We start from the raw sequence: 24735 nt of genomic DNA, 5'->3' as shown, positions 1-24735 counted from the left end.
GTCACCCACAGCGACCAGGGTCGGCGTGCCGCGAACTGCTCCGTCACGACCTGGGGCACGATCACTGGCGTGACCGCCGCCATGCCCCTGTCCAGCGCCGACGACGCCACGGCACCGGTTCGCCGCAGCCGCGCCGAGCGGCAGGCGATCGTGCTGGACACCGCAGAGCGGCTCTTCGCCGGCCGCAGTTCTCGCAGCGTGGGCATGGACGAGCTGGTCCGCGAGACCGGCCTGGGCAAGATGACGGTCTACCGGCTGTTCAAGAGCAAGGACGACCTGGTCGGGGCCTACCTCAGCCGCAAGGCGGCCACCGTGCTGGCGTTCATCGACGCCGAGCTCGAGCGGCTCGAGGGCGACCCGCGGGCGGCGTTGCTCTCCGTCGTCGACGCCGTCGAGCGCGACGTCACCCGCACCGGCTTCCGCGGCTGCCCGTTCACCAACGTGAGCAGCGAGTACGACGACCCGCAGCACCCCGCCCGCAGCGCCGCGGCCGACTACAAGTTCGAGCTGCACGCCCGCCTGGAGCGGCTGGCCGACGAGATCGTGCCCGGGAACGGCGAGGACCTGGCCGCGCAGATCCACCTGATCATCGACGGTATGTACCTCTCGGGCGGGCTGCTGGGCCCCGACGGCCCCGCCGCCCACGGGAGGCAGCTGGCCGAGCGGCTCATCGAGATCGCGGTCGCCCGCGCCTGACCGCAGGATGGGCCGGTGACCGACGACCGCACCCGCCCCGACCTCGACGACCAGACGGTGGAGGCGCTCGGCAAGCTGTCCGAGGCCCTGGAGACCGTCGACCAGGCCCGGGGCTTCCTGTACGCCTTCCACCAGCTGACCGGCAAGGCCGACCGGCTCCTGCAGGAGTCCGTCGAGCTGTTCCGCGCCGCCGGCGCCGCCCCGCTCGCGGCCGACCTCGAGCGGGACCTGGTGGGGCGCAACGTCATCGCCGACCGGTGGACGTTCCAGATGGTCGAGGACTTCGACGAGAACTACTGGGGCACCTTCCGCGACTACGACGCCCGGGCTCGCGACGAGCTCGCCGGCGGCGACCGGCACGTGTTCGAGGCCCGGATGAAGCAGCGGGAGCGCACGGCCGGGCACCCGGCCCACGAGGCCGGTCCGGCGCTGGCCGACTGACGGCGAGGATCGCCGATGTCGCGCCGGGGCGGGGGCCGGGGCCGGCTGGCACCCGTTTCCCCGCCCGCGCCGGCGGGAAGATCACTGCGCATGACCATGCCGGACGAGAACAACGCTGGATCCGACCGCGAGGCCCAGCCGCTCGGCGCGCAGAAGGCGCCCGGCGAGGACCGCGACTCCCTGGGCGCCACGGAGGGCCCGGCCGACGGCATCGCCGGCCCGGCCTACCCGCCCGCCGACACCGAACCGGACGCCCGGTGACCGCGCCGGGACGGGAGCCGGCCGGCGCGCAGCGCGACCCGCTGAGCGTGGGCCTGGGCTCGCAGGCCTCGGGTGACCCCACCGCCGGCCCCGACCGCGCCGCGGAACGCCCGGCAGAGCCGGCTCCGACCCGGGAGCGGCACACGGGCCGCGCCATCGGCCGCTCGCTGGCACTGGCGCTGCTGATCTTCGTCACCGTCGTGCTGGTGCTCTTCGTGGTCTTCAACGGCCAGTCGGTGCAGATCAGCCTCGTCTTCACCGACGTCGAGGGTCCGCTGGTCGTCGCGCTGCTGGTGGCGGCGGCGCTGGGCGGGCTGCTGGTGTGGCTGGCCGGGGCGGTGATGCGCGCGCGGCGCCGCAAGCGCTGACCCGTCCGGGTCAGGCCTTCGTCTCCCGGGTGTTCACGTGCAGGGTGCTTGCCGTTGCTACCCGCGAGTAATAGTTTCTGTTACTCGCGAGTAGCAACAGGCCGCACGGCGGCACGGAGCACGGGAGCCAGAGCGCCATGACGCACTACACCGCCAACCTGCGGGACCTCGAGTTCAACCTGTTCGAGTTCCTCGACACCAAGGACCGCCTCGGCACCGGGCCGTTCGCCCAGATGGACGCCGAGACGGCGCGCGGTGTGCTGGCCGAGATCCGGAAGCTGTCGGAGGGGCCGATTGCCGCCTCCTTCGCCGACGCGGACCGCAACCCGCCGGTGTTCGACCCGGCGACCAACTCGGTGACCCTGCCCGAGTCGTTCAAGAAGTCGGTCGCAGCGCTGACCGACGGCGAGTGGTGGCGGCTGGACCTCTCCGAGGAGCTCGGCGGCTTCGGCGCCCCGGCGGCGCTGACCTGGGCCGCCTACGAGATGGTGCTCGGCGCCAACCCCGCCGTCTTCATGTACGGCTCGGGCCCCGGCTTCGCCCAGACGCTGTTCGACCTCGGCACCGAGGACCAGAAGAAGCTCGCCCGGCTGATGATCGAGAAGGGCTGGGGCGCCACGATGGTGCTCACCGAGCCCGACGCCGGCTCCGACGTGGGCGCCGGCCGGACGAAGGCCGTGCAGCAGGCGGACGGCTCCTGGCACATCACCGGCGTGAAGCGCTTCATCACCTCCGCCGAGCACGACCTGAGCGACAACATCATCCACCTGGTCCTGGCCCGCCCCGAGGGCGCGAAGGCCGGCACCAAGGGGCTGTCGCTGTTCGTCGTCCCCAAGTTCCACGTCGACCTGGAGACCGGCGAGCTGGGCGAGCGCAACGGCGCCTACGTCACCAACGTCGAGAAGAAGATGGGCCTCAAGGTCTCCACGACCTGCGAGGTCACCTTCGGCGACGGGCCCGTGCCGGCCCAGGGCTGGCTGGTCGGCGAGATCCACGACGGCATCGCCCAGATGTTCAAGATCATCGAGTACGCCCGCATGTTCGTCGGCACCAAGGCGATCGCCACCCTCTCGGCCGGCTACCAGGTGGCGCTGGACTACGCGAAGAACCGGGTCCAGGGCGCCGACCTCACCGCGACGTCCAAGGACGCGCCGCGCGTGACCATCACCCACCACCCCGACGTCCGCCGCTCGCTGATGCTGCAGAAGTCCTACGCCGAGGGCATGCGCGCCCTGTACCTGTACACCGCGAGCTTCCGCGACCAGGTCACCGAGGCGCAGGCCGCCGGCACCGCCGACAGCGAGGAGGCCCGGCTGGCCGAGCGGGTCAACGACCTGCTGCTACCGGTCGTGAAGGGCTTCGGCTCCGAGCGGGCCACCCAGCTGCTGACCCAGGAATCCCTGCAGACCCTCGGCGGCTCGGGCTATCTGCAGGACTACCCGATCGAGCAGTACATCCGGGACTCCAAGATCGACACCCTCTACGAGGGCACCACGGCGATCCAGGGCCAGGACTTCTTCTTCCGGAAGATCGTCAAGGACGGCGGCGTCGCGCTGACCTGGCTCGCGTCGCAGATCCAGGCCACGATCGAGGCCGAGGCGGGCAACGGGCGGCTCAAGGAGGAGCGGGCGCTGCTGGCGACCGCGCTCGCCGACGTGCAGGGCATGCTGACGGCGATGTTCGGCCAGCTCACCGCGGCCCAGGAGGACATGACCAGCCTGTACAAGGTCGGCCAGAACACCTCCCGCTTCCTGCTCGCCGCCGGTGACCTGATCACCGCCTGGCTGCTGGTCCGCCAGTCCGAGGTCGCCCTGGCCGCGCTCTCGGGCGAGGTCGGCGAGAAGGACCGCCACTTCTACGAGGGCAAGCTCGCCGCCACCCGCTTCTTCTGCACGCAGGTGCTGCCGAAGCTCGCCGGCGAGCGGGCGATCGTCGAGGCCACCGACAACGCCCTCATGGAGGTCGACGAGTCCGCGTTCTGAGCGGTCCGCGCCCCGCCCGGATGCGCATGGTGGCGGTTCTCCGCGCCGGATGACCGCCACCATGCGCATGTCGGTGGGCGGGACGTCGGTGGTGCCTCCCTCGGGGCCCGCCCGGGACGTCGCCGCGGCAGCCGAGGCCGCCTCCCGCACCGGGAGGCGGCCCTCGGTCGTTTGGGGCCGACGTCGACGGGCATGGGCGAGAGGACAGCCGACGGACAGGAGGCCGGCATGAGCGATCCGCAGGGCAGCGACCGCATCCAGCAGGACGTACCGACCGCGTCGGGCACGGGGGCCAACAGCGACCTGGCCTCCTCCTTCGACGACGTGCCGCTCACCGCCGACGAAGGCGTCGAGCGGGACGCCGCCCAGGGCGATGACCTGCCCGCCCGGGCGGACGGCGACATCGCCCGCGCCACCCGCGCCGGCGCCTCCGGCGAGGTCGCGGGCCCCACCGAGCGATCGGGGGACGACGGCCGATGAGCGAGTCCCAGCCGACGGGGTACCGCGAGTCCCCCGACACCACCGGCGACGCCGCCGCCCCGACCGACGCCGACGACGTCACGCTGACCACGGACGAGGAGGCCCAGCGGGACGACTCCGTCACCCGCCCCGGCAACGAGGCGGACTGAGGCGGACCCGACGGGCCTCCTACCCTGGGCGGGTGCAGCCGTCCCTCACCGCGCCACCGGTCCTGGCGGCCGGGCAGTGGCAGGCGCGGGCGGCCGCGCACGAGGCGCGGGTGGACCGCTGGACGGCCCCCCACCGCGAGCGCCGCCTCCGCGGGGAGACGCACCCGGTGCTGGACTTCCTCTTCACCTACTACTCCGAGACCCCCGGTCGGCTGCGCCGCTGGCACCCCGGTGCGGGGCTCGCCCTCGCCGCCCCGGCGCCCCACGAGGGCCGGCGCTGGTACGTGCGCGACGGCGCGACGGTCCGGCTCGACACCGGGGCCTTCCTGGCCGACCGCGGCGGCACCGTGCGCTTCGTCCACCGCCTGCTCGAGGCGACGGCATCCCGCCCGGCGTTCACCGGGTGCTTCGGCCTGCACGAGTGGGCGATGGTCTACCGCGACACCAGCACCCGGCACCCGGTCCCCCTGCGGCTGGGCCAGGCGGGCACCGACGCCGTCGTCGACGCGCACCCCGTGCGGTGCAGCCACTACGACGCCTTCCGGTTCTTCACCCCCGAGGCCGCGCCGCGGAACCGGCTGCAGCCCACCCGCGAGAGCCAGCCGCAGCTCGAGCAGCCGGGCTGCCTGCACGCGGGCATGGACCTCTACAAGTGGGCCTACAAGCTCAGCCCGGCCACCCCGGGCGAACTGGTCGCCGACTGCTTCGAGCTCGCCGTGGAGATCCGGGAGCTGGACATGCGGGCGTCGCCGTACGACCTGCGCGACCACGGGTACGAGCCGGTCCGGATCGAGACGCCGGAGGGCAAGGCCGCCTACGTCGCCGCGCAGCGGGAGTTCACCGCACGGGGCGCGGAGCTGCGGCGACGGCTGGTCGCGGTGTGCGACCGGCTGCTGGACGCCGGCTGCACCACGCCGACAACTCCGGCTCTCGCCCGCCAGAACACCCGCGACGTCGACCTGGTGACCGCCACCGCATCCACCCCTCATCGAGGCGGTGCGACCACCACCTGACGCCGGGCCACCTGATCATGGCCGCCGCCCGGAAAGCCCCGGGGGCCCCGGGCCCCGCGCCGCGTCAGGGCGGGGCGTCACCGCGTGGGAGCGGCCTCCACCAGGCCGGGGGCCGGTCGGTCCAGCACGCGGGCCGGTGCCGGCAGGCCGAGGAAGAAGCCCTGCCCGAGCTGCACCCCGCTCTCCCGGAGAGCGTCCCGCTCGGCGGCGGTCTCCACCCCGGAGGCCACCACGCGGCAGCCCCGCTCCTCCGCGAAGGGGACGAGCGCCCCGAGGAGCGCCCGCCGTGCGGCATCGTGCTCGATGCCGGCCGTGGTCTCCCGCCCCAGCTTGAGGAACGCCGGCCGGCGCTCGTCGACCCAGCGGAAGCTGTCGTAGCCGACGAGCGGGTGCTCGAGCGCCACCCGCACCCCGACCGGCAGATCCCCCGGGGAGACGTCGCTCTCGCCCGTCGACGTGCCGGACTCCAGGACCACCGGGCACGCCGAGCGGCTCACGATGGAGAAGAGCTCACGGGGTGACCCCCACAGGGCGGGTGAGACGTTGACCGACACCCAGACACCCTCCGGAAGTGAGACGGCCGCGGCCAGCGAGGCCCTCAGGAGAGCGCCGTCGAGGTCTGCGCCGATGCCCCGGTCGTTGGCCGCATCGAGCCGGTCCTGGGGCGCCCGGCCGTCGGCGAACCGGCACAGCGCCTCGTAGCCCACCGCCTCGCCCGTGGCGAGGTCGACGATCGGCTGGAAGACCGTGAAGAAGATGAAGTCGCGGAACGCCGCGACCACGGCGCTGTCGTCCGGCTCGTCCGACGGGGCCGGCCGCGGAGCGGGCACGAGGACGCCGTCCGGCTCCGTCGCGCCCGCCGGCCCCACGGCCACGGCGCCCTGCGCTTCGGGGAGGCCGTAGTGCAGGACGGAGGCCCAGTCGGCAGCCGGTGCCGGCCCGGCTGGCCGTGGCTGCACGGCCCGGTGCGCCCCGGACGGCCGCGACCCCCCGTCGGCGCGCGGCTGCCGCCGCGGCTCCACCGGTCGGTAGAGCCAGTCCCGCAGGTGCACCCACAGGTCCACCGCCGTGTTGCCAAGACCCACGAACGCGACCATGGCGTACATGGCCAGCGCGGTGTTGAGCGCGGCGAAGACGAGATGGCCCCAGTGCTGCGCCTGGATGTCCACGACGACGGTGTAGGCGGAGAACCCGATCAGCGCCAGCGGCGCCAGCAGGAAGACAGCTCCTGCCGTCGTCCGGTTCCGAACCTTCGGTGTCCGCTTGAAGGCGCTCTTCTCCCCGGTGATCAGCTGCAGGATCGAGGCGAAGGAGCCCGACAGGTTGACCGGCAGCAGGATCAGGTTGAACCCGTAGATCCGCAGGACGTCGGTCCGCCGGTACCCGGTGGCGCGCAGGTCCCCGGCCATCATCAGGAAGTACGGCACCGAGACGAGCAGGAGCAGCGGGTTGAGCAGCTCGGCGTTGAACGGGTAGAAGAGCATGACGACGAGGCACACGGAGCTCCAGAAGATGGACGCCATGTAGTTCACCCGCAGGAAGAGCTCCCCGAAGCGGTTGCGTTCCCCGCGGGTCCGGCGCGCCCGCACCTGCTCGCGCAGCTTGGAGAGGATGAGCAGTCCACCGTTGGCCCACCGCTGGCGCTGGATGCAGAGGGAGCCGAAGTCCGGCGGCGTCGCGGAGTAGGCCAGCCGCTCCGGGTAGTTGAGCAGCGACCAGCCGTGCACGCCCAGGTCGATGGTCGACTCGGTGTCCTCGATGACCGTGCGGTCCTGGATGTAGCGCCGGATCTCGAAGTCGCCGTCGTAGTCGACCTCGACGATGTCGTCGAGAGCCCGCTTGCGCAGCACCGCGTTCGCCCCGACCCAGAACGTCGCGTCGTACTGGGTCATCCCCTGGTGGACGATGTGCTGCAGGTCCGTCGACGCGCCCGAGATGCGCTCCAGCCGCGTCGCCGCCCCTGGGAAGGAGCTGTACGGGGTCTGCGCGACCGCCACCCGGCTGTGGGCGCTCTGGCTCATCAGGTGCACGATCCGGGCGGCGTACTCCGGGAGCAGCATGCTGTCGGCGTCCAGTGTCAGCACGTACTCCGGGTCGTGGACCGTGAGATCGGCGAGGTGCGCCGCCGACCGGACCAGTGCCGTCCCCACCGGCGTCCGGACCTCCCGGTAGCTCCCGCCCATCAGGCCGATGTAGCTGTTGAGGTTCATCGCCTTGTTCGGCTCGTGCGAGAGCGATCGGTACCGCTTCCGCTCGAAGCTGCTGACGCGTGCGCCGAAGGTGGCGGTGAGCCGGCGGTGCAGCTGCAGCAGGCGCTCGCCCGGGAGCACCGCGCCCGCCTCCGCCGCACCGGCGAGCGCCTCGCCGACCGTGTCGAGATCCGCGGCCAGCGCGCCGAGCACGTGGTCGACGAAGAAGACGTCGGTGTGGTCGATGACCTCGTGCCGGGCGCCCAGGTCGTGCAGCCACTCCACCGCGAAGCGGTAGTGCCCGGCCAGCTCCCGGACGTCGTCGGCCGTCGTCGCCCGGCCGGCGCCGCCCGCCACCGCGCGCTCGAAGGCCTCGCTGGCCTCCCGGAAGCGGCCGGCAGGCACCGCGAGCTCGGCCATGATGGCGCCGGGGAGTGCGCGTGCGTCCTCCAGCAGCGCCCGGGCCCGGCTCGTCGTCGGGTTCTGCGGGTCGTCGATGAGCAGGACCACGTCCAGCGCCGGGTACTCCTGGAGCGCCGCCGACAGCAGCGTGGTCCGGATGACCCGCTCGTCCTCCTGGTAGGAGGGCACGAGGACCGTCACCGGGGCGGCAGGCTGGTCGAAGAAGGCATCGAGGACGGCCCGCGGTGCCCGCGTGTGCGCCCGGCTCCGGTAGAAGAAGCCGATGCGGGTGATCAGGTAGGCCATGGCCGAGGTCGCCAGGCCGGTGATCAGCAGCAGGTAGACGATCGCCTCGATCACCAGGCGCGCGCTGTCGGCCTTGCCCTCGATGAACTGCTGCTCGATGGTGAAGGCCACGTACACGGCCCACGCGGACACCGTGAGGACGATGGCGAGCCGGCCGATCGCCATGCGCCGTTCGGACACCTTGGCGGGCACCAGCGGTAGCGGCGCACGTCGCCGGTCGCTGCCCCACTGCCGCCGTACGTCCGGCCGGCGCGTGTCGGCAAGGGTGCGTCGCATCTGTTCCGCCTTCGTGCTCGTCGGGCCCGACGGGTGCCAGGCATCCGGCCGGCGTCCCCACGTCGTCCCGCATCCTGCGGCCGCGACCACACCCGCCGCTGCCCCCGCTCACCCCTCGTGGTGAGCAACCCACCGCACCGTGACCGTCCGGGCGCTTCCCGGGGCAGGCTGTCCCGAGGTCGAGCCACCACCCGCAGTCCCGGCCGGAACTGCACCGACGAGAGCGAGGGCCTCCATGGGCGCACCGAGCGCCGCACCCGGGGACGAGGGGACGGTCGTGCGCCGGCTCTCCTGGACGCGCGTCGGGCTGCTGTTGCTCGTCGTCGCCGCGATCGCCGGCGGGACGTTCGCCTCGGTGACGGAGGCCTCGGACCGGAAGGGGACGACGCCCCAGTCCTGGAGCGTCCCCTACGTCGACGTGACCCTGACCCCCACCTTCCAGTTCCAGGACCCCTCGGCCAACCCGGCGCGCACGGTCGCCCTGGCCTTCGTCGTGGCAGACCCGGACGACGGGTGCGCCCCCAGCTGGGGCGGCTACTACTCCCTCGACCAGGCCGGCACCGACCTGGAGCTCGACCGCCGGATCGACCAGCTGCGGTCCGCGGGCGGCGACGTCATGGTGAGCTTCGGGGGGCTGGTCAACGACGAACTCGCCGTCACCTGCACGGACACCGCGGACCTCACCGACGCCTACCGCGACGTCGTGGAGCGCTACGACCTGGCCGCCGTCGACCTCGACGTGGAGGGCACCGCCGTGGCCGACCTCGCCGCCGCCGGCCGGAGGGCCGCGGCCCTGGCCGACCTGCAGCGGGAGCGGGCGGCCGAGGGGAACCCCCTGGAGGTGTGGCTCACCGTGCCGGTGGCCCCCACCGGGATGACCGCCGAGGGCGTCGACCTCGTGCGTGCCACGCTGGCCGGCGGGGTGGAGCTGGCCGGGGTGAACGTGATGACCATGGACTACGGCGCGGCCAAGCCGGCGCAGCAGTCCATGATCGAGGCGACCGAGCAGGCACTCCGGGCCACCGCCGGCCAGGTCCGCTCCCTCTACGAGGAGATCGGCACACCCCTCGGCGACCGGCAGCTCTGGAGCCGCATCGGCGCGACCCCGATGATCGGCCAGAACGACGTCGAAGGTGAGGTCTTCACCCTCGAGGACGCCGCGGCCCTGAGGTCGTTCGCGCAGGCCACGGGGCTGGGGCGGGTCTCGCTGTGGTCGCTGAACCGGGACACCGGGTGCGGCGCGAGCTTCGCCGACGTCGCCGTCCACTCGAACACCTGCAGCGGGGTCGAGCAGGCACCCCTCGCCTTCGTGGATGCGTTCGCCGACCTGCGGGGTGACGGGCCCGCGGTGCGGATCAGCGACACCGTGGAGGACTCGGGCCAGGCAGCCGGTCGTCGACGACCCGGCCACGAGCCCCTACCCGATCTGGCGGGCCGAAGCGCAGTACCCCGTGGGGTACAAGGTCGTGTGGCGCGGCAACGTGTACGAGGCCCGGTGGTACGCCGTGGGCATCGACCCCTCGCTGCCCGCTTCCGCGGGCGTCCCCTCGCCGTGGGCGCTGCTCGGCGCCGTGCAGACCCAGGAGTCCGCGCCCGAGCCGGTGCCGACCGTCACCGACGTGTCCGAGGTCTGGAACCCCGACACGCTGTACCAGCGGGGTGCGCGGGTGCTGCTGGACGGGCTGCCCTACGAGGCCCGCTGGGCCAACAGGGGGGCGGCCCCGGGCACCCTCTTCCCCATCGGCCCGGACGAGGCCTGGGCCCCGCTGTTCACCATCCCCGGCGAACCCGCCGGCAGCTGAGCGGACCGGGCGGGACCACTCTGCACCGGCGTCCCGCCCGGGCGGGGCCACGTCGTACCGTCGCAGCCGTGACCTCTCCGCACGCCCACCGCTGGATCCGCCTCGACGGCACCACGAACATGCGCGACCTCGGCGGGCTGCCCACCACCGACGGCGGGCGGACGGCGAACGGCCGGATCCTGCGCAGCGACAACCTGCAGACGCTCACCGACGCCGACGTCCGGCGCCTGGTGGCTGAGCTCGGGCTGCGCCAGGTGGTCGACCTGCGCACCACCGCGGAGATCCTGCTCGAGGGGCGCGGGCCGCTGCGCGCCGTCCCCGCGGTCACGCACCGGCACTTCACGCTGCTGCCCGAACGCGGGCACCACACCGACGTCTTCGCGGTGGAGGACGAGGACCCGCAGCTGGAGCTGGGGACCGGCTGGACCGAGTCGCTGCTGCCGCGCCAGGTCGCGGCGCACGACGAGGGAGAGCCGCCGGCGGTGCGCTCCTACCTCGGCTACCTCGGCCAGCGCTCGGAGAACGTCGTCGGGGCGCTGCGGGCGCTCACCCGCGCGCCCGGCGGGGCGTCCGTGGTGCACTGCGCCGCCGGCAAGGACCGCACCGGCGTGGTCTGCGCCCTGGCGCTCGCGGTCGCCGGCGTGCCGCACGAGGAAATCGTCGCCGACTACGCGCTGACCGCCGAGATCATCGACGCGCTGGTCGCGAAGCTGGCCGCCTCCCCCACCTACGCCGAGGACATGGTCACCCGCGACGTCGCCAGCCACACCCCCCGCGCCGAGACGATGGACCGGCTGCTGGCGCTGCTCGACGAGCGGTTCGACGGCCCGACCGGCTGGCTCGCGGCGCACGGCTTCGGCGCCGACGAGCAGGCGGAGCTGCGGGCCCGGCTGCGGGACTGAGGGAGAGGTCAGCGCGCTGCGGGCGCCGGTCCGGCTCGCCGCTGCTTCTCGCGGTACATCGCCGCGTCCGCCTCGCGGAGCAGGGCGTCCGCGTCCCGCCCGCCGCCGGGGCCGGGCACGGCGACGCCGACGCTGGTGCCCACCCGCACCGGGGTGCCCTCGAGACGGAACGGTTCGTCGAAGCAGGCCCTGATCCGGTCGGCGAGCGCCCGCGCGTCGCCGGGGCCGGCGAGGTCGGGGAGGACGACGGCGAACTCGTCCCCGCTGAGCCGGCCCACCGTGTCCCCGGGGCGGACCGCGGCGCGCAGCCGCGCCGAGACCTGGCGCAGCAGCTCGTCGCCGGCTGCGTGCCCCAGCGAGTCGTTGACGGCCTTGAACCCGTCCAGGTCGCAGAACAGCACGCCCGGGCCGCCGCCGGGTCCCGCACCGGCGAGCGCCGTCTCCAGCCGCTCCATGAAGAGCACCCGGTTGGGCAGGCCGGTCAGCGCGTCGTGCGTGGCCTGATGCCGGACCGTGTCGAGCAGCCGGGCCTTCTGCAGCGCCGTGGCCGCCTGGTCACCGACGCCGCGCAGCCGCGCGAGCACGTCGCCCTCGAGCTCCGCGGGCGCCGCCCCGGCCTGCCAACCGGCCGTCGCCACCCCGAGGAACGTCGGGCCGGCGAGCAGCGGGACGGCGACCACGTGCGCGCTGCCGACGGCCCGCAGGAGGGCGCGGAGGTGCGGGCTGCTCGTCGCTTCGTCGACGACGAGCGGATCCCGGTCCGTCAGCAGCCCCAGCAGCTCCGGGGTCTCCTCGGGACGGAGCGTGGCCGAGCGCATCACCGTCGCCTGCTCGTCGGACATGCCGGCGATCCCTGCCGTCCGCAGCTCCCCGGCGCCGGCATCCCACAGCAGCAGGCTGGCCCGGGTGCAGCCGACGACGCGCGGGAGCGCTGCCGTCACCACCTCGGCCACCTCGGCGGGAGCGGCCGCGGCGGCCAGCTCGTGGGAGAGCGCCAGCAGCGCCCCGGCCCGGTCGGCCTCGGTACGGGCGTCCTCCAGTGCGGTGACCAGGTCGATCGCGGCCGCGGCATGCCCGGCGTAGGCGGCCAGCATGGCCGCCTCGTCACCCATCGACGCATCGCCGGGGCGGTAGAGAGCGGCGAGCCGGCCGTGGGAGCGCCGCGCGGAGGCGATGTCCACCACGACCGCATCCTGCCCCAGGTCGCCGTCCTCGAGCAGCTGGGCGGCCAGCTCCTCCAGCCGCTCCGGCGGGAGGCCGGCACCGTGCACCAGGGGCGCGCCGCGACCGTGGACCCGTACGGCGAGCACGTAGGCCGGCGCCAGGACCGCCTCGGCCGCCAGGGCGACGATGCGCGCCAGGACCGTGTCGACGTCCTCGCTGGTCACGAGCTCGCTGGCCGCCGACTGCAGCACCCGGAGCTGGCCGCGCAGCGCCACCAGCTCCGGGTCGACCGGAGGCCCCGGCCTCCGACGCCACGGCAACCGGGACCGCCGCTGCCAGGTGAGCCGGTAGATGCAGGCCGCGTGCCCGTCGGACTGGCACTCCTCGTGGACGATCTCGGCCGGCGGCAACGTGAAGATCTGCGGGACGATGCTCAGCAGGCCCTGCGTGTAGTCGCAGTCCAGCCGGGAGTGCTCGTAGCCGTCGTGCAGCCGGTACCGGATCGTGGCCCACGTCGGGCCGGCCTCGAGGATCTCCATGGTGGAGGTGCTGCTGAACTTCTGCACGGCGCGCGGCAGTTGGCTGAACACCTGGCGCGGTGTGCCGAGGGAGCGCAGCAGGATGATCAGGGAGTGCGCCAGACCCGTCTCCAGCACGGCGCGGCCGACCTGGAACATGGTGCGCCGGTCGTCGAGCACCTCCGTCGCTGCCGCGAACAGCGCGATGCGGGTGTCGTAGCTCCACCAGCGCGACTGGTCCTCGAGCTCCTCGACCGTGGCGTCCACCCCGGCCCGGTGCAGCATCTCCGCGACGGCCGGGTCACCGGCACGGCCGCGGACGTACCGGATGAGGCCGCCCGTGGTGGCGCCGGATGTCTCCCGCACCATGTCGATCTCCACGCACCGGTCATCGGCGCTCCTCGGCCCTGCTTGAGGGGCACCGACCGGTTCGGGTGAGACGGACCGCAGGTCAGACGCCCCCGGACGCACGCGACCCCGGTCCCAGAGGGGAGACCGGGGTCGGTTCTACGGGCCGCGCGGGGCGCGGCCGGGGCTCAGCGGCCGAGGAAGTGGCTGCCGTTGGCCATCGTCAGCAGCTCGTCCCGCATCGCGGGGCTGCTGCTGCGGGCCAGCGCCTTGTCCAGGGCCCGCCGGGTACGCGCCACCTGCCGACGCCGCCGCCAGCTGGTCGTCACGCTGCTCATGGTTCACTGCCTCTTTCGTCGGAGTGTCTCGCCTGCAGCCGTAGTAACGCAGGCGTGCACCACTCTAATCCGACGAAATGTCGGCAGTCATGAGTCGTCGCCGAAGGTTCGTCACCCCACCGGGTGAGAGTCGTCACGTACCGACCATCCCTGGACGCACCGACGGCGCCCGCCCCCGTGGGGTGGGCGCCGCCGGACGGCGATGGAACGGCCCTCTCGCAGGGCCCCTCGCGCGAGGTACGAGCGGTGGGCGGCGAGGGGTCCTTCGTCAGCTGGGACGCTGCACGTCACCGCGCCAAGCACCGGTCTCGGTGCCGCGGCTCTCGATGAACTCCTTGAACTTCTTCGCGTCCGCCTTGACCTGACGGTCGTCGAAGCCGAGCGCCGCGCCGGCCTTCTCGACCAGGCCCTCGGGCTCCCAGTCGATCTGGATCATCACGCGGGTCTTCGCGTCGTCCAGGCGGTGGAAGGTCACCACGCCGGCGTGCTTGGCCTCACCGCTGGTGCTGGTCCAGGCCACCCGCTCCTCGGGGTGCTGCTCGGTGATCTCCGCGTCGAACTCACGCTTGACGCCGTCGATGTTGGTGACCCAGTGGGTCCGGGTCGCGTCGATCTGCGTGATCTTCTCGACCCCGCCCATGAACTGGGGGAACGTCTCGAACTGCGTCCACTGGTCGTAGGCGACGCGGATCGGGACGTCGACGTCGACGGACTCCTGCACGCTGGCCACGTTCTCAGCTCCTCGTATCGCTGGCTCGGTCGTGGCCCACCTACCCGCCCGGTCCGCGGCCGACACGTGGACCCGCCGGTCAGCGCAGCGCGGCCGCGATGCTGCCCCGCACCGGCAGGTCGGCCAGCAGCAGCATCTGCGCCAGGTGGTAGGCGTCGGGCTGCCCGCTCCAGGTGCCGTCCGCCACCTCCCCCGATGGCGCCAGCTCGTGGTGCCAGCTGCCCGTGGCGGGGTCCGCGAAGCGCTCCTCGCCGTGTGCCCGCCAGCGGTCGGCGAGCAACCGGTAGCGCGCCTCCCCGGTGACCCGGGCGAGCACGGCGGCGGCCCCGACCGCCTCGCAGAGGACCCAGTGCATGCGGGCGCCGACGACCGGCCGGTCGTCCCAGCCGAGGGTGTAGGGGAAGCCGTCGGCCCCGTCGGCGGCCCAGCCGCGGGTCGCCGCGGCCTCGAACAGCGCGACGGCGTCCTGCAGGAGCCACGCCGGCGGGTCGGGCAGGGCCGCCCGGAGGTGCAGCGCCAGCCGGGCCCACTCGAACTGGTGCCCCACCGTCACGCCGTAGGGCTGGAACGGGTCGGCCGGGCGATCGCGGTTGTGGTCGGGCAGCGGCTCCCACGACGCGGTGAAGTGCTCGGGCAGCCGCCAGCCCCGCGCGCGGGCGAAGCCGTGCACGATGCGCTCGGTGCAGCGCAGCGCCTGCGCCCGCAGCCGCCCGGCCAACGCCGCGTCGTCCACCGCGTCGGCGGCGGCCAGCACCGCCTCCACCCCGTGCATGTTGGCGTTGGCGCCCCGGTAGGCCGAGAGCGTCGTCCAGCCGGTGTCCCACTCGTCGACGGCCAGCCCGGCGTCGGCGTCCCAGAATCGCTGCTGCCAGACCCCGACGGCCTCCGCGAGCAGGGCCCGCCCGCCGTCGACGCCGGCGGTGGCGGCCGTGGCGCCGGCGAGGACGACGAACGCGTGCACGTAGGCCGCCTTCGTCCCGTCGTCGCCGGCCGCCCGCCAGCCACCGTGCCGGGCGTCGTGCAGCGGCCCGCCGCGCAGCGCGGCCACGCCGTGCCGGGCCAGCTCGTCGGCGCCGGGCCGGCCGAGCAGGGCGGCCAGCCCGAAGACGTGGGTCATCCGGGCGACGACCCACGTCTCCTGCGGCCGCGGCAGCACGCTCCCGTCCGAGCCGAGGTAGCCGAACCCGTCGGGCAGCCGCGAGCGCGCCGCGAACTCCAGCAGCCGGTCGAGGTCGGTCACGCGGCCCGCTCGCCTGCGATGCCCAGCGCCAGCCGGACGGTGGCGACCATGATCACCACCAGCCCGACCAGGTGCACCAGCCCGGCACCGATGTTCGGCCCGCCGGCCGCCACCAGGTCCAGCAGCACCAGGACCAGGAGGGCGGCGAGGACCACCCCGCCGACCCGCCGCGGAGCACCGACCGGGCCGTCCCCCGGCGAGGCCAGGAGCAGCACGGCGGCGCCGAGCGCGAGGGCGTACCCCGCGAACTGGACGAGCGCCGGCGCCAGGCCCTGTTCCGACCCCGGCCGGCTCCCGCTCACCACGATGGCCACACCGCTGCAGAGCGCGAAGAGCAGCAGCAGGACGAGAGCCGTCCGACGTCGGTCCACGAGCCCACCCTCCCGCGGGCGCCGGTCAGAACGCCAGCGCCACCCCCGGATCGTGCAGCAGCGCGCCCACGTCGGCCAGGAACCGCGAGCCGAGCTCGCCGTCGATGATCCGGTGGTCGAAGGAGAGCGCCAGCTGGGTCACCTGCCGCGGGCGGACCTTGCCCTTGTGCACCCACGGCATCTCCCGCACGGCGCCGAAGGCCAGGATCGCGGACTCCCCCGGGTTGAGGATCGGCGTGCCGGTGTCGACCCCGAAGACGCCCACGTTGGTGATCGTCAGCGTGCCGCCGGTCATGTCCTCCGGCGCGGTGCGGCCGGCGCGCGCGGTCTCGGTCAGCTCGGCGAGGGCACCCGCCAGCTCGGCCAGCGAGAGCCGGCCGGCGTCCTTGACGTTGGGCACGATCAGCCCGCGCGGCGTCGCGGCCGCGATGCCCAGGTTCACCTGCCCGTGGACGACGATCTCCTGCGCCGCCTCGTCCCAGGAGCTGTTCACCACCGGGTGCCGCTGCGCCGCGAGCAGCACGGCCCGGGCCACGAACAGCAGCGGGCTGACCTTCACCCCGGCGAGCTCGGGCCGGGCGGCCAGCCGGTTGCGCAGCTTCATCGTGCGGGTGACGTCGACGGTCAGGAACTCGGTGACGTGCGGCGCGGTGAACGCGCTGGCCACCATCGCGGCCGCGGTGGCCTTGCGGACGCCCTTCACCGGGATGCGCTGCTCGCCGGTGGTCGCCGGGCGGGCGGCCGGCGCGGCGGAACCGTTCGAGCGCTCGGCGACGGCGGCGTCGACGTCGGCCCGGGTGATCACGCCGCCGTCGCCGCTGCCGGTGAGCGCGGTGAGGTCGACGCCGAGGTCCTTGGCGTACTTGCGCACCGGCGGCTTGGCCAGCGGGCGGGGGCCGCGCCGGCCGGGCGCCGAACCCCGCGACGGGGCGGCATCCTCGCGCCGCGCGGCGGCCTCGGCCTGCCGGCCGACCTCCAGCCCGCCGTGACGCACCGGCTTGCTGCGCATGTCGGGGGCGGTCGCCAGCAGCGGCGGGCCGTCGTCCGAGGGCAGCGGGGGCCGGTCGGTGCCTCCGGAGCCGTAGTCGGCACCGGGCAGGGCCGTGGCGCGTGCCGCGGCCGCGGCACCCGAGCGGCGCGGCCGGCGGCGGGCCTCGGTGGTCCGCGGCCCGTAGCCGACCAGGACCGCGGTGCGGCCACCGGGGGCGGCCCCGCCGATCAGCCCGGCGGCCGGCTCGTCGGCGGTCGCCGCTCCGCTGCCGGCGGGCACCGCCGCGGCGGCCTCCCCGGCCGCCCCACCGACGTCGATCGTGATGATCGGCGCGCCGACGTCGACCATCGTGCCCGCCTCGTGGAGCAGCTCTACGACGGTGCCGGCCCACGGCGAGGGCAGCTCGACGGCGGCCTTGGCCGTCTCCACCTCGCACAGCGGCTGGTTGACCGCCACCGTGTCGCCGACGGCCACCATCCACTGGAGGATCTCGCCCTCGGTGAGCCCCTCACCGACGTCGGGCAGCTTGAACTGCTTCTGGGTCACGGCTCAGAACTCCATCGCGCGGTCGACGGCGTCCAGCACCCGGTCGAGGTCGGGGAGGTACTCCTCCTCGAGCTTCGACGGCGGGTAGGGCGTGTCGAAGCCCCCGACCCGCAGCACCGGCGCCTCCAGGGAGTGGAAGCAGGACTCGGTCACCCGGGCGGCGATCTCCGCGCCCAGCCCGAGGGTCACCGGCGCCTCGTGCACGACGACGCAGCGGCCGGTGCGGCGCACCGACTCGAACACCGGCTCGAGGTCCAGCGGCGAGACGGTGCGCAGGTCGACCACCTCCAGCGAGCGGCCCTCCTCGGCAACCGCCTCGGCGGCCTGCAGGGCGGTCTTCACCATGGGGCCGTAGGCGAGCACCGTGACGTCGTCCCCCCCGCGGACGACCCGCGAGGCGAACAGCGGGTCGGGGGTGGCGTCGGTGTCGACCTCGGCCTTCTCCCAGTACCGGCGCTTGGGCTCGAGGAAGACGATCGGGTCGGGGTGGGCGATCGCCTGCTGGATGCCCCAGTAGGCGTCGACCGGGTTGCTGACGGCGACCACCTTGAGACCGGCGGTGTGGGCGAAGTAGGCCTCGGGGCTCTCGCTGTGGTGCTCGACCGCGCCGATGCCGCCGCCGAAGGGGATGCGGATGACGATCGGCATCGGCAGCCGGCCCTTGGAGCGGGCGTGCATCTTGGCGACCTGGGTGACGATCTGGTTGTAGGCGGGGAAGACGAACCCGTCGAACTGGATCTCGCAGACCGGCCGGTAGCCGCGCATCGCCAGCCCGACGGCGGTGCCCAGGATGCCGGCCTCGGCCAGCGGCGTGTCGACGACGCGGGCCTCCCCGAAGTCCTTCTGCAGGCCGTCGGTGATGCGGAAGACGCCGCCGAGCTTGCCGATGTCCTCGCCCATGAGCACGACCTTGGCGTCGTCCTCCATGGCCTTGCGCAGGCCCAGGTTGAGGGCCTTGCCGATGGTCAGGGTCTCGGTGCTCACTCGCCGGCCTCCTCGAAGCTCGCGCGGTAGGCGACGAACTCGTCGCGCTGGGCGGCCAGCCACGGGGTCTGCTCCGCGTAGACGGTGTCGAACATCGCGGCCGGGTCCGGGTCGGGCATGTCGACGGTGCCGCCGCGGATCCGCTCGGCGAGCTGGTCCGCCTCGCGCTCGACCGACTCGAAGAACGCGGCGTCCGCCTTGTCCTGGCGGGAGAGGTGCGCCTTCAGCCGGGCGATCGGGTCGCGCAGCTTCCACTCCTCGAGCTCGCTGGCCAGCCGGTAGCGGGTCGGGTCGTCGGAGGTGGTGTGCGCGCCCATGCGGTAGGTGAACGCCTCGATGAAGGTCGGGCCCTGGCCCTCGCGCGCGGCCTGCAGCGCCTGACGGGTGACCGCCAGGACGGCGAGGACGTCGTTGCCGTCGACCCGCACGCCGGGGAAGCCGAAGCCGGCCGCCCGCTGGTACAGGGGGACGCGCGACTGCCGCTCCAGCGGCACGCTGATCGCGTACTGGTTGTTCTGGCAGAAGAAGACGACGGGCGCCGAGAAGCTGGCCGCCCAGATCATCGCCTCGTTGACCTCGCCCTGGCTGGTGGCGCCGTCGCCGAGGAAGGCGAGCGTCGCGTTCTCCGCGCCGTCGCGCTGCAGGCCCATGGCGTACCCGGTGGCGTGCAGGCACTGGGCGCCGATGACGACGGTGTAGAGGTTGAAGCCGGTGGCGACCGGGTCCCAGCCGCCGTTGTCCACGCCGCGGAACAGGCTGATGACGTGCAGCGGGTCGACGCCGCGGGTCCAGGCGACGCCGTGCTCGCGGTAGGTCGGGAACGCCATGTCGTCGGCGGCCATCGCGCGGCCGGCGCCGATCTGGGCCGCCTCCTGGCCCAGCAGGGAGGCCCAGATGCCCAGCTCGCCCTGCCGCTGCAGGGCGGTCGCCTCGACGTCCCACCGCCGGACCAGCACCAGGTCGCGGTAGAGGTTGCGCAGCTCCTCGTCGGAGATCTCCAGCGCGTAGTCGGGGTGCTCGACCCGCTCACCCTCGGGCGTGAGCAGCTGGACCAGCTCGGACCGCTGCGGCAGGTGGGGGGCGTCGGCCCCCGGGACGGGGTCGACCATCTCCGTCGTTTCGGGCAACGCTGTCACCGGTCGCGCTCCTCGCCGTCGGCCACCGCCGCCGGGGTCACCGGCGGCGCGGTGGTGCTGGACGTTCCGGGCCGCCGGGTGTGGCGGCCCTCACACATCCTGGCACGGCCGCCCCGCCGCTGACCAGCCCTCGACGCGACGATCTGCGCAGGCCCGGGTGGAGCGATTGCGCAGAAAGGTGTCCACGGGCCACCCGGAGCTGCCAGACTGCGCAGCGTGCCGGAGATCGACGCCACGGACGCACGACTGCTGCTGGCCCTCACCGAGGACCCGCGGGCCAGCGTGATGGCGCTGTCGCAGCGGCTGGGGCTTGCCCGCAACACGGTCCAGAGCCGGCTGGCCCGGCTCGAGAGCAACGGCGTCCTGGGCCCGCTCGACCAGCGGATCCGGCCGGAGGCCCTGGGCTACCGGCTGACCGCCTACATGTCGGTGCAGGTGGCGCAGCGCGGGCTGGCCGAGGTCAGCGACGCGCTGGCCGGGCTCCCCGAGGTGCTCGAGGTGACCGGGCTGTCGGGCGCCACCGACCTGCTCGTGCACGTGGCGGCCACCGACGCCGACCACCTGTGGCGGACCACCGAGGCGGTGCTGGCCATCCCCGGCGTCCAGCGGGTGGACACCGCCCTGGCCATGCGCCGGTTCGTCGAGCGGCGGGTCGGCCCGCTGCTGCACCGCGCCGCCGGGAACCCCTAGCGGGGTCTGCGGATCCGGACCGGCCCCCGGGCGCTGCGGACGTCCACCACGGAGCCGTCCTGCGTGACCTCGACGGCGCCGGCGTCGGCCAACCGGCCGGCCGCGCTGCGGGCCTCGGGCATCAGGTCCCGCCAGCGGTCGGGGTCGACCGCGCGGGCGGCCTCCGACGGGCAGATCGACGCCTCCGGGCGGCGGCGCGCGAGCAGCTCCCCGATGGCCCGCTCCAGCCGCGCGGCGACGTCGTCCACCCGTCCAGCGTGGGCGTCGCGCTCGCCGGCCGCCAGCCGGGCGGCGGTGTGCCGCGCCGGCGCCCGGGTACCGGGACCGCCATGGCGAAGCGGACTCCTCTCGGGCGCACGGGCAAGGGCAGGCGCGGCATCAGCACGCTGGGCTGGGCGCTCAGGGGCGCGGCCGCCGGCGCGGCCGGCACCACCGCGCTGAACGCCGTCACCTACCTGGACATGGTGGTGCGCGGCCGCGGCAGCAGCTCGACGCCCGAGGACACCGTCGAGAAGCTCGCCGAGGCGGCGCACCTGCCCATCCCCGGGGACGAGCAGACCCGGCAGAACCGCGTGCAGGGGCTCGGTCCGATGACGGGGTTGGTGGCCGGCGTCGGCGTCGGCGTGGTCGGCGGGCTGGCCCGGGCCTCGGGGCTGCTCTCCGCGAAGCCGGTCGGCACCCTGCTCACCGGCCTGGGCGCGATGCTGGCGGCCAACGGGCCGATGGCCGTCCTGGGCGTCACCGACCCGCGGACGTGGTCGACGACCGACTGGCTGAGCGACCTGGTGCCGCACCTGGTCTACGGCCTGGTCGTCAAGAACACGATCGACGCCTTCGACCGCCCCTGACGCAGCCCGGCGATGATCGGGTTCCCTGGTCGTGGCGCGTCCTCCCTCAGCGCCCACGGTGAGGGAGGACACCGGATGATCAGGTTCCTCGATCGTGGCCCCGGCGGACGGGGCAGCGCCAGCCGCGCTCGTCCACGCCGCCGGGCACCGGCGCGGCCGGGTCGTAGGGCGTGCGGGTGAACACGAAGGTGTCCAGGTCGAGGTGGTCGTCGGCGATGCGCAGCGCCTCCCCCGCGAAGTAGCCGTCCAGCCCGCGCCAGGTGCCGTCGTCGGCCCGGCTGAAGCGGCTGGCCCGCCCCGGGCGCCCCGGCAGCGGCCCCAGGTGCAGCAGCCCGCCGCTGATCGAGCGCAGCGCGTAGGGCGCGGGGCCCCAGAACCAGACACCGAGGCTCTCCAGCGGCACCGGCGAGGGGGCGGGCACCCACGGCTCCACGACCCGGGGCTCGGCGGTGCGGAGATCGGCCAGCAGCCCGAACACCAGCGGGTCCAGGCCGCTGGTGGTGTTGGCCAGCGACACCGCGCCGGCCTGCTCCTCCCGGTCGACGAAGACGCCGGCGAGGAAGCCCGGCATCGACCCGCCGTGCCCGACCAGCGTCCGCCCGTCCACCCGCAGCACCTGCAGGCCCAGCCCGTAGGCCGACCAGCCCGGCGCGGACGGGTCGACCCCGGCCGGCACCGTCATCTCCTCCAGCGTCGCCGGGTCGAGCACCTCGGCGGTGTCCCCGAGCAGGAACGCGGCGAACCGGGCGAGGTCGGCCAGCGACGCCCACAGCTGGCCCGCGGCGGCCATCACGCCGGCGTGGTGCTCGGGCTCGGGCAGGACGACGTCGGCCCACGGGTGCACCGCCCAGCCCTCGGCGGCCGGGGCGACCGGCCGCGGCGTGGTGCGGCCCATGCCGAGCGGTGCCAGCACCTCGGCGGCGACGACGTCGTCCCAGGACCGGCCCCGCAGGCGGGCGACGAGCTCGCCGAGCAGGCCGAAGCCGAGGTTGGAGTAGTGGAACCGCCGCGCGGCGCCGAGGACGACGTCGGTCCCGCCCACGCCCAGGTCGTCCAGCGAGCCGCCCGGCGTGCGCTCCCACCAGCCCCCGGGGCTCTCCGCCGAGGCGCCGGCGAGGTGGGAGAGGAGCTGCCCGACGGTGCGGTCGCCGAACGGCGTGCCTGGCAGGTGGCGCTCCAGCGGGTCGTCGAGCCCGAGCCGCCCCTCGTCGCGCAGCCGCATGACGACGACCGCCGTCACCGTCTTGCTGATCGACCCGAGCCGGTACTGGACGTCGGTGTGCGGCCCCGGCACCTCCCCGCGACCGGCCGACCACGCCAGCCCGCCGTCCCGGACGACGCCGGCGACCAGGCCCGGCGCGCGCCCGTCGCGCTGCACCCGCGCGGTGCGGGCCAGCAGGAGGCGGGCGGTCGAGGGCAGCACGGGCTCGGGCATGACCGGACCGTAGCGACCGGCCCGCCCGGCTGATCAGGCGGTCAGCGCCTCGCGCGCGGGCAGCGCGCCGGTGCGGGTCGCCCACCGCTCGAACCAGACGGTGGCCAGCGGCGGCACCGAGGCGGCCAGCGCCAGCAGCGTGGTGGACGGCGACCAGCGCAGCACCCGCGCCGCGACGAGCGCGACCAGGACGTAGACGACGAAGACGCCCCCGTGGATGGGCCCGAAGACCTGGACGCCGACCTCGGAGGTCTGCAGCACCCACTTCACGAACATCCCGGCCAGCAGGCCGACCCAGGTGATCGCCTCGGCGATGGCGACGAGGCGGAAGGCGGTGGTGACGGTGCGCGGGCTCAACGGGCGTCCTCGTGTCCGGGGGCTGGGTCCGCGGGGTAAACGAGCGGGCCGCCGGTGGCGTCCCCGCCCGGGGGTGTGATGTTCGCGGCAGCGGGCGCGGTGGCAGGGTCGCCCCCGTGCGCGGACTGGCCCGGCGGGAGTTCTGCCTCGTGCTGCTGCGCCGGATGGCCGACGTCCGGCCCGACCTGGCGGCGGAGGCGCTGCCCCGGCTGGGCGCCACCCGGGGCGAGGCGCACGCCGCGCACACCCGCTGGCAGGCGCTCCAGCACTCGCGGCGGGCCCCGCGCGGGCTGGCCCTGCGCACCGCGGTGCTCGGCCCCCCGGAGGAGCTGGAGGACCGGCGCTTCGGAGACCTGGACGTCCAGGTCCGGCGCTGGCCGCTGCCGCTGTGGCCGCACCAGTGGTGGGAGGTCGTCAGCGGCCCCGGGGGCGCGGTGCTGCACGAGCACCTCGCCCGGGCGCCGGGCTCACCGGTGCCGGCGGCCGGTCCGCACCGGCTGCTGGTGTGGCAGCACGTGCTGGACGACGTCGCCGGGCTGCCGGGCGCCCGCGGCGCCGCGACCGGCGTGCCCACCCGCTCGGAGGTGCACCTCCCCGGCGGGGTGCGGGCGGTGTTCGTCTGGGGCCTGCTCCAGCGGGTCGGCGGGCCGGACGCGGGCTAGCGGTTCATCCCGCGACGCGCCGCGCCCCGGCGTAGCCACCCATGGAGTCGACGCTCGCCACCTTGACGACGTCGCCCGACGTCGGCGCGTGCACCATCTGGCCGTTGCCGATGTAGATGCCCACGTGGCTGATCGGGCTGTAGAAGAACACCAGGTCGCCGGGGCGCAGCTCGGCGCGGGAGATCGCCCGGCCGACGCCCGCCTGGTTGCGGCTGGCCCGGGGCAGGGAGATCCCCGCCGCGCGGAAGGCGTAGGAGGTCAGCCCGGAGCAGTCGAAGGCGTTGGGCCCCGTGGCCGCCCACACGTAGGGCTTGCCGCGCTGCGCCATGGCGGCGTCCACGGCCTTCTGCGCGGCCGCGCTGTCGGCCACCACCGGCGCGGCAGGCGCAGGCGTCGGCGCCTCGCGCTCGTCGCGGCTGGCGCGCTGCGGCTCGGCCGCGCGCTCCTCGGCGTGGTGGGCCTCGGCGACGGCCTGGCGCTCGGCGGCGCTGAGCCGGTCGAACTGGGCGCGGAACTCGTCGACCTGCCCCTGCAGCTCGGCCTGCTGCACGGCGATGGAGTCGTAGGTGGCCCGCGCCTGCGCGGCGGCCTCCTGTGCGGTCGCCTGGGCCCGAGCGGCGGCCACGCCGGCCTCCGCGGCCTGCGCCAGCACCACCCCCTGGTGGCCCGAGATGGTCTCCAGCGTGCTGACGCGGCTGACGAACTCGTCGGCCGACTCGCTGGTGAGCAGGGCCTGGAAGGAGCCCAGGCCCTCGCCGGTCCAGGCGCTGCGGGCGATGCCGCGCACCTGCTGCTGCGCGCGGGCGAGGTCGGCGGTGGCCTGCTGCAGCTGCGCGGCGGCGGCCTCGGCGGCGGCCTGCTGGGCCGTCAGCGCATCGCGGGCCTCGTTGAACTGCTCGGTCACGACCTCGAGCTGGTGGCCGCGCTCGGCGAGCAGCCGGGCGGCGTCACCGGACGTGGTGGGCGAGGCGGGGTTCGCGGACGCGGGGACCGTCGTCAGCAGGATGCCGACGGCGCCGGCGAGGGACAGCGCCACCCGACCGGCGGTGCGGCGGCGGGCGGGGGTGCGCAGGGGGGTCGCCATGGTGCGGCGGCTCTCCGATCTCGTCC

25 protein-coding genes are annotated in these 24735 nt (G+C 74.6%); 12 read left to right on the top strand and 13 right to left on the bottom strand.

Annotated features, from left to right (window positions below; genetic code table 11):
- The first annotated feature begins 69 nt into the window (after positions 1 to 69).
- The 8 genes from E9529_RS01905 (at position 70) to E9529_RS01870 (ending at position 5390) form a co-directional block, all read left to right on the top strand.
- Positions 70 to 696 carry a TetR/AcrR family transcriptional regulator gene (locus tag E9529_RS01905; protein WP_236829415.1) on the top strand — a complete coding sequence of 209 codons (627 nt, stop codon included), beginning with the start codon at positions 70 to 72 and terminating at the stop codon, positions 694 to 696.
- Positions 697 to 711: 15 nt separating this feature from the next.
- Positions 712 to 1137, top strand: a complete 426-nt coding sequence (locus E9529_RS01900) for a hypothetical protein (protein WP_236829414.1) — start codon at positions 712 to 714, stop codon at positions 1135 to 1137.
- Positions 1138 to 1227: 90 nt separating this feature from the next.
- Positions 1228 to 1398 carry a hypothetical protein gene (locus E9529_RS01895; RefSeq protein ID WP_236827957.1) on the top strand — a complete coding sequence of 57 codons (171 nt, stop codon included), beginning with the start codon at positions 1228 to 1230 and terminating at the stop codon, positions 1396 to 1398.
- Positions 1395 to 1766: a lipopolysaccharide assembly protein LapA domain-containing protein gene (locus E9529_RS01890; protein WP_236829413.1), complete on the top strand. Its 372-nt coding sequence runs from the start codon at positions 1395 to 1397 to the stop codon at positions 1764 to 1766. The genes E9529_RS01895 and E9529_RS01890 overlap by 4 nt, the downstream gene beginning before the upstream one ends.
- Before the next feature lie 137 nt (positions 1767 to 1903).
- Positions 1904 to 3748 (top strand): acyl-CoA dehydrogenase, encoded by a 1845-nt coding sequence (locus E9529_RS01885; RefSeq protein WP_236829412.1) that lies wholly within the window; start codon positions 1904 to 1906, stop codon positions 3746 to 3748.
- Between the two features lie 228 nt (positions 3749 to 3976).
- Complete coding sequence (locus E9529_RS01880; RefSeq protein WP_236829411.1) at positions 3977 to 4228, top strand: hypothetical protein; 252 nt, start codon at positions 3977 to 3979, stop codon at positions 4226 to 4228.
- A complete protein-coding gene (locus E9529_RS01875) occupies positions 4225 to 4377 on the top strand; it encodes a hypothetical protein (RefSeq protein ID WP_236829410.1) in 153 nt (50 codons plus the stop codon). The genes E9529_RS01880 and E9529_RS01875 overlap by 4 nt, the downstream gene beginning before the upstream one ends.
- Positions 4378 to 4409: 32 nt before the next feature.
- Positions 4410 to 5390, top strand: coding sequence for a 3-methyladenine DNA glycosylase (locus tag E9529_RS01870; protein WP_236829409.1), 981 nt, complete (start codon positions 4410 to 4412; stop codon positions 5388 to 5390).
- Positions 5391 to 5467: 77 nt separating this feature from the next.
- On the opposite strand, the gene E9529_RS01865 is transcribed toward E9529_RS01870, so the two are convergent.
- Positions 5468 to 8452: a glycosyltransferase family 2 protein gene (locus tag E9529_RS01865; RefSeq protein WP_236829408.1), complete on the bottom strand. Its 2985-nt coding sequence runs from the start codon at positions 8450 to 8452 to the stop codon at positions 5468 to 5470.
- Positions 8453 to 8798: 346 nt separating this feature from the next.
- Here E9529_RS01865 and E9529_RS01860 point away from each other — a divergent pair, with 346 nt between their 5' ends.
- On the top strand, positions 8799 to 11267 hold the full coding sequence (locus E9529_RS01860) for a tyrosine-protein phosphatase (RefSeq protein WP_236829407.1): 2469 nt from the start codon (positions 8799 to 8801) through the stop codon (positions 11265 to 11267).
- A gap of 8 nt (positions 11268 to 11275) precedes the next feature.
- Here the strand turns inward: E9529_RS01860 and E9529_RS01855 are convergent, their stop codons facing one another.
- The 8 genes from E9529_RS01855 to pdhA all read right to left on the bottom strand — a co-directional run bounded on the left by E9529_RS01855 (position 11276) and on the right by pdhA (position 19633).
- The gene (locus tag E9529_RS01855; protein ID WP_236829406.1) at positions 11276 to 13330 is read right to left on the bottom strand and encodes a GGDEF domain-containing protein; all 2055 of its coding nucleotides are present in this window, start codon (positions 13328 to 13330) and stop codon (positions 11276 to 11278) included.
- Positions 13331 to 13485: 155 nt separating this feature from the next.
- The gene (locus tag E9529_RS01850; RefSeq protein WP_170852253.1) at positions 13486 to 13635 is read right to left on the bottom strand and encodes a hypothetical protein; all 150 of its coding nucleotides are present in this window, start codon (positions 13633 to 13635) and stop codon (positions 13486 to 13488) included.
- A gap of 268 nt (positions 13636 to 13903) precedes the next feature.
- Positions 13904 to 14365: an SRPBCC family protein gene (locus E9529_RS01845; protein WP_236829405.1), complete on the bottom strand. Its 462-nt coding sequence runs from the start codon at positions 14363 to 14365 to the stop codon at positions 13904 to 13906.
- A 79-nt stretch (positions 14366 to 14444) separates the two neighbouring features.
- Positions 14445 to 15605: an AGE family epimerase/isomerase gene (locus E9529_RS01840; protein ID WP_236829404.1), complete on the bottom strand. Its 1161-nt coding sequence runs from the start codon at positions 15603 to 15605 to the stop codon at positions 14445 to 14447.
- Complete coding sequence (locus tag E9529_RS01835; RefSeq protein WP_236829403.1) at positions 15602 to 15976, bottom strand: hypothetical protein; 375 nt, start codon at positions 15974 to 15976, stop codon at positions 15602 to 15604. The genes E9529_RS01840 and E9529_RS01835 overlap by 4 nt, the downstream gene beginning before the upstream one ends.
- 25 nt (positions 15977 to 16001) lie before the next feature.
- A complete protein-coding gene (locus E9529_RS01830) occupies positions 16002 to 17513 on the bottom strand; it encodes a dihydrolipoamide acetyltransferase family protein (protein WP_236829402.1) in 1512 nt (503 codons plus the stop codon).
- Positions 17514 to 17516: 3 nt separating this feature from the next.
- Positions 17517 to 18497 carry an alpha-ketoacid dehydrogenase subunit beta gene (locus E9529_RS01825; RefSeq protein ID WP_236829401.1) on the bottom strand — a complete coding sequence of 327 codons (981 nt, stop codon included), beginning with the start codon at positions 18495 to 18497 and terminating at the stop codon, positions 17517 to 17519.
- On the bottom strand, positions 18494 to 19633 hold the full coding sequence (gene pdhA / locus E9529_RS01820; protein WP_236829400.1) for a pyruvate dehydrogenase (acetyl-transferring) E1 component subunit alpha: 1140 nt from the start codon (positions 19631 to 19633) through the stop codon (positions 18494 to 18496). Before pdhA ends, E9529_RS01825 begins: the two co-directional genes overlap by 4 nt.
- Before the next feature lie 216 nt (positions 19634 to 19849).
- On the opposite strand from pdhA, the gene E9529_RS01815 reads away from it, so the two are divergent.
- Complete coding sequence (locus E9529_RS01815) at positions 19850 to 20323, top strand: Lrp/AsnC family transcriptional regulator (protein ID WP_236829399.1); 474 nt, start codon at positions 19850 to 19852, stop codon at positions 20321 to 20323.
- Here the strand turns inward: E9529_RS01815 and E9529_RS01810 are convergent.
- Positions 20320 to 20571: a DUF3253 domain-containing protein gene (locus E9529_RS01810; protein ID WP_236829398.1), complete on the bottom strand. Its 252-nt coding sequence runs from the start codon at positions 20569 to 20571 to the stop codon at positions 20320 to 20322. The two genes, E9529_RS01815 and E9529_RS01810, sit on opposite strands and share 4 nt — an antisense overlap.
- A gap of 81 nt (positions 20572 to 20652) precedes the next feature.
- Here E9529_RS01810 and E9529_RS01805 point away from each other — a divergent pair, with 81 nt between their 5' ends.
- Positions 20653 to 21171, top strand: coding sequence for a hypothetical protein (locus tag E9529_RS01805; protein ID WP_236829397.1), 519 nt, complete (start codon positions 20653 to 20655; stop codon positions 21169 to 21171).
- Between the two features lie 79 nt (positions 21172 to 21250).
- Here E9529_RS01805 and E9529_RS01800 read toward each other — a convergent pair whose 3' ends face one another.
- Positions 21251 to 22606, bottom strand: coding sequence for a serine hydrolase (locus E9529_RS01800; RefSeq protein ID WP_236829396.1), 1356 nt, complete (start codon positions 22604 to 22606; stop codon positions 21251 to 21253).
- A 33-nt stretch (positions 22607 to 22639) separates the two neighbouring features.
- Positions 22640 to 22963, bottom strand: a complete 324-nt coding sequence (locus tag E9529_RS01795) for a DUF3817 domain-containing protein (RefSeq protein ID WP_236829395.1) — start codon at positions 22961 to 22963, stop codon at positions 22640 to 22642.
- A 116-nt stretch (positions 22964 to 23079) separates the two neighbouring features.
- On the opposite strand from E9529_RS01795, the gene E9529_RS01790 reads away from it, so the two are divergent.
- Complete coding sequence (locus E9529_RS01790) at positions 23080 to 23625, top strand: hypothetical protein (RefSeq protein ID WP_236829394.1); 546 nt, start codon at positions 23080 to 23082, stop codon at positions 23623 to 23625.
- Positions 23626 to 23629: 4 nt separating this feature from the next.
- Here E9529_RS01790 and E9529_RS01785 read toward each other — a convergent pair whose 3' ends face one another.
- Complete coding sequence (locus E9529_RS01785) at positions 23630 to 24709, bottom strand: NlpC/P60 family protein (RefSeq protein ID WP_236829393.1); 1080 nt, start codon at positions 24707 to 24709, stop codon at positions 23630 to 23632.
- Positions 24710 to 24735: the final 26 nt, after the last annotated feature.

Origin of the sequence: Blastococcus sp. KM273128 (assembly GCF_021698975.1) — a bacterium.
In the GTDB taxonomy this organism is placed as follows: Bacteria; Actinomycetota; Actinomycetes; order Mycobacteriales; family Geodermatophilaceae; genus Blastococcus.
Note: the sequence above shows the minus strand (reverse complement) of the source record. Positions and strands in the feature narration are given on the sequence as shown.